5 protein-coding genes are annotated in these 3,689 nt (G+C 72.1%); 1 reads left to right on the top strand and 4 read right to left on the bottom strand.

Features of this window, described 5'->3' with window-relative positions; genetic code table 11:
- Together PV721_RS42155 and PV721_RS42150 are read right to left on the bottom strand one after the other, a co-directional pair.
- A partial coding sequence (locus PV721_RS42155; RefSeq protein WP_319734011.1) for a hypothetical protein occupies window positions 1-719 on the bottom strand: 719 nt, incomplete at its 3' end.
- Window positions 720-759: 40 nt separating this feature from the next.
- Complete coding sequence (locus PV721_RS42150) at window positions 760-1,257, bottom strand: hypothetical protein (protein ID WP_124291326.1); 498 nt, start codon at window positions 1,255-1,257, stop codon at window positions 760-762.
- A 228-nt stretch (window positions 1,258-1,485) separates the two neighbouring features.
- On the opposite strand from PV721_RS42150, the gene PV721_RS42145 reads away from it, so the two are divergent.
- Window positions 1,486-1,647, top strand: a complete 162-nt coding sequence (locus PV721_RS42145; RefSeq protein WP_164496596.1) for a hypothetical protein — start codon at window positions 1,486-1,488, stop codon at window positions 1,645-1,647.
- On the opposite strand, the gene PV721_RS42140 is transcribed toward PV721_RS42145, so the two are convergent.
- A complete protein-coding gene (locus PV721_RS42140) occupies window positions 1,648-1,836 on the bottom strand; it encodes a hypothetical protein (RefSeq protein ID WP_319734008.1) in 189 nt (62 codons plus the stop codon).
- 81 nt (window positions 1,837-1,917) lie between these two features.
- Window positions 1,918-3,689 (bottom strand): chromosome segregation protein ParM (locus PV721_RS42135; RefSeq protein ID WP_319734006.1); only part of this gene is annotated, 1,772 nt, incomplete at its 5' end.

Here is a 3,689-nt window from a genome sequence, read left to right as displayed (position 1 = left end):
GCGTGGAGGTGGAGTGCGGGGTTGAACTGGGGCTGGAACTGGGGCGGGTGGTTGTGGACGATGGGCCGCAGGGTCAGGCCGCGCAGGGCGAAGATGCTGGCGAGCGCCCACATGAGGGCGGCGAGCCCGGTGGCGGCGGCGCGGCCTCCGGCCGGGGCGGCGGCCCAGATCATGGCGAGGCTGCCGATGCCGAACAGCAGCCAGGCGATGCGGGCTCCGGCGTTGCCGAGGAACCCGCCGACCAGGCCGAGCAGGCCGGTCAGCTGCCAGAACGCATACAGAGCGGCCGGGGCGACGGCCAGGTGGGCGGCTTGGTCGGCGAGGAAGACGCGGACGGGGTGGTCGACCGTGCCCCACAGGCCGCTGCCGTCGCCGCCGTGGGTGGCGGGGAGGTCGGACAGGCCCTTGAGTACGGCGGTGACGACGTCGCCGGCGGCGTCCAGCATCAGCACGATGAGGCTGAGCCCGCCGAGCAGGAGGGTCGTCTTGATCCAGGTGGCGGCCTCGTGCCAGCTGCCGTGCCGGGCCTGGAAGACCTCCTCCCAGCGCTGGTGGAGGAAGCCGCCCTCCTCCCACGACTCCCTCCACGCGGCGCGCAGCCTGGCCCGCAGCGTGGTGCCGTGCAGTTCGGGGGCCGGTGGCTCGGGCGGCAGCTGGTTGAGCAGGTCGAGGAAGGACGGGTTGTCGTGGCCGTTGACCGGCTTGTCGTTGTGGGGCATGGCGTGGCTGCTCCTTGTGCCGAAGGGTCTGGTGGGTGGGTCAGTGGATCTCGTTGCGGGTGCGGGCGAAGAAGGCGCCGCGGGTGGTGCTGTTGTTGTGGATCTCGGTGTGGTGGGTGACCGGGCCCTCGTAGACGTTCTTGGTGACGGCCGCGCGGGCCTTGCTGATCGCGCCGCCGATGGCGGTGGCGACCGTCGCGATGGCCGCGAAGGGCAGGGTCGCCATCAGGACGCCGGTGAGGGTGACGGAGGACAGGCCCTGGAGCACGAGCCAGGCGCCGCAGCCGATGCCGGTGACCCCGGCGCCGACGCCGATGCTCGCGACCGCGATCCCGGCCGCCCAGGCCGGGACGATCCGGTGGTCGGGCTGTTTCACCGGCGGGGCGGTGCCGAAGGCCGGCGGTTCGGTGTGGTCGCGGAACGAGGTGGGGTGGTGGGGTACGGGCCGGGCCGCCCAGTCGTCGATCAGGCGGCGGGCTTCGGCCGCGGCTTCGGATTCGGATTCGGGCATGCCGGACTGGGTGTGCAGGGGGTCCATCGGGGGTTCTCCGATCACGCGGGAAGGGGAGCGCCCTCCTGGCCGTGGCGGGCCGGGAGGGCGCGGTGGGGGAGCGGGTGCGCGACGTCGGAGGGCGCCGCCGGGGTGCATGTCCGGCGGCGCCCTTCGGCGTTGCGTAGCAGGGGAGTTGTGGCTGGCGGGTGGGTAGTGACCGCACACGCGCCCCGGGCATCCTCGGACCATCAGGCGCGAGGGGAGGGGTGTGAGGTGGAGTTCGTCTTCGACTGCGGGTGGTGCGGGGGTGACAACTACTTCGTGGGGAGGCAGGTCGGCTGGTGGGTCGACAAGTGGGAGATCCCGTCGGAGTGGGACTGCCGCTTCTGCGACGGCCTCAACTACACGCCCGACCCGCCATGGACCGAGGCGTAGTCAGAAGCTGGAGACGAGTCCGGCGAGCGCGGCGAGGCCGCTGTTGATGGCCGGCGCCAGTCCGGTCGCGGCGAGGGTGAAGCCGAACAGGGCGCAGACCAGCGCGGAGCCGATACGGACGTAGCCGCCCTTGACCAGGACGACGACGATGATGCCCAGCAGCACGGTGGCGGAGACGGAGAGAGCCACGACGGGTGGTGCTCCTTCACAAGGGGTCGGGTGGGGCCGGCCTCGCTCGGGCGGGCCGGCCCCGGGGATGGGCGGGGTGGGTCAGGCGTCGGTCAGGCTCTTGATGGCCTCCAGCGCCTGGCGGGGCGAGGCGACCTTCTCGGAACGGCCGCCGCCCTTGGAGCCGCGGCCGCCTCCCTTGCCGCCGCCGCGACGGCGGGGCTTGCCGTCGCCGTCTTCGTCCTCGTCGGGCTCGGGCCAGAACTCGCCGGGCCGCGGCTCGGGCTCGCTCCAGTCGAACCACAGGCCGAGCTTGGTCAGCTCGCTGATCTCGTGGTCGGTGAGCCGGTGGACCTCGCTGGGGAACAGGTCGGCCAGGTCCTCGTCGAAGTCGACGTACAGCGCCTTCATCAGGACGGCCCGCCCGTTGTCGAGGACCACGACCGCGACACCGCCGGTGGAGACACCGTTCTCGGGTTCGGCCTCTCCGGCCATGGCCCGCTCGATCGCGCTGCCTTCCTTGGGGGCGTAGCGGGCGGGGATGGTCGGGACGTCGTAGGCGTTCTCCATGGTTCCCTCCGCGGCCTTGCGGGTGGCGCCGGGGCTGCCCATGTTGAAGATGACCGGCCGGCTGTTCTGTCGAAGGTTGTCCTTCATCTCCGTGGAGAACCCGTTGTGCGCGAACGGGCTCTGTCCGGCCGGGTTGAAGCCGATGCCGTACTTGAGGCCCATGACGGTCAGGGCGTCACCGTCGGCCTGGATGAACTCGCCGTACTCGGGGTCCTGGCTCGCGGTCATGAACTCGTCGGCGTAGACGTTGAGCTGCTTGTAGGGGCAGCGCCGGTCGCCGGGCTTGTAGTCGTGCGGCTTGCCGTCGTGCGCCCACGGCATCTCCGCCCGGATCTGGCACAGGGCCTTGGCCGCGCGCAGCTGGCGGGCCATGTAGAGCGGGGTGATGCCCTGGCGGTCGATGTGCTCACCGAGGGCGGTCGTCTTCTCGTCCCTGAAGCAGGACGAGAGCCACACGACCTGTCCGGCGTTGGACTCGGCGACCATGGTGACGGCGAAGAACTGCGTCTTGCCGCCGCGGGTGACGCCGAGAACCAGGCCGTGCTTGGCGGCGTTCTTGTCGTGCTGGAACACGAAGTTGTGCACGGGCTGGCCGGTGATGCTGAGCCCGCACACGTACATGCCCTTGGCGTCCGGGGTGAGGAGCTCGCGGGTGGCGGGGAACGTCGGGGACAGCGGCGGGGTGTCGAACACGCTGATCAGGAACTCGGCTCCTTCGACCAGCACGAAGACGCGGCTGTCGTCCTCGGGCAGGCCCTGGGCGCGGCAGAGCTTGGGCAGGTCGATGCGCGGGGTGTCGGTGGAGTCGGCCATCCTCGCCCGGTAGAACGTGACCCCGCGCTCGTTGTCGCGGCTGGTGTGGACGAGCTCGGAGCCGGGGGCGCCGCCCTTGGGTCCGGCGACCCGGTCCGTCCACTTCTCCTGGTCGGTGGGCTTGGTGCGGCGGCGCTGGTTGGCGTCGGGGGTGATGCGGGCCTCCAGCCAGCCGGGGCCGCCCTGGCGGCCGGGCTGGCTGGCGACCTCCGACAGGACGACGTCGCTGGACGGCACGCCGAACGGGGCTGCGACCGCGTCCTCGGAGAGGCCGGTGATCGGCCGTCCGGTCTCCGAGGCGCGCAGCAGGATCGTCATGTCGTGCCGCTGCCCGGGGTGCCGGGTGGCCTTGACGACGTGTGTGCGGCCGGGCATCCCGGCGTTCTCCCACATCATCCGCACCTCGCGGGTGAGCAGGTCCGCGCCGTCGTCCGGCACCGCCGGGGCTACCGGCGCGGGGACTTCGGCGGGCGCCGGCTGCGGGGCCGGGG

Origin of the sequence: Streptomyces sp. MB09-01 (genome assembly GCF_033794505.1) — a bacterium.
Classification (GTDB): domain Bacteria; phylum Actinomycetota; class Actinomycetes; order Streptomycetales; family Streptomycetaceae; genus Streptomyces.
The sequence above is the reverse complement of the archived record's forward strand: the minus strand, read 5'-3'. Positions and strand labels throughout refer to the sequence as shown.

What these genes read in the sequence shown, in the direction of transcription:
- PV721_RS42150 (WP_124291326.1), bottom strand. Translation starts at nt 1,257, where the DNA reads ATGGACCCCCTGCACACCCAGTCCGGCATGCCCGAATCCGAATCCGAA.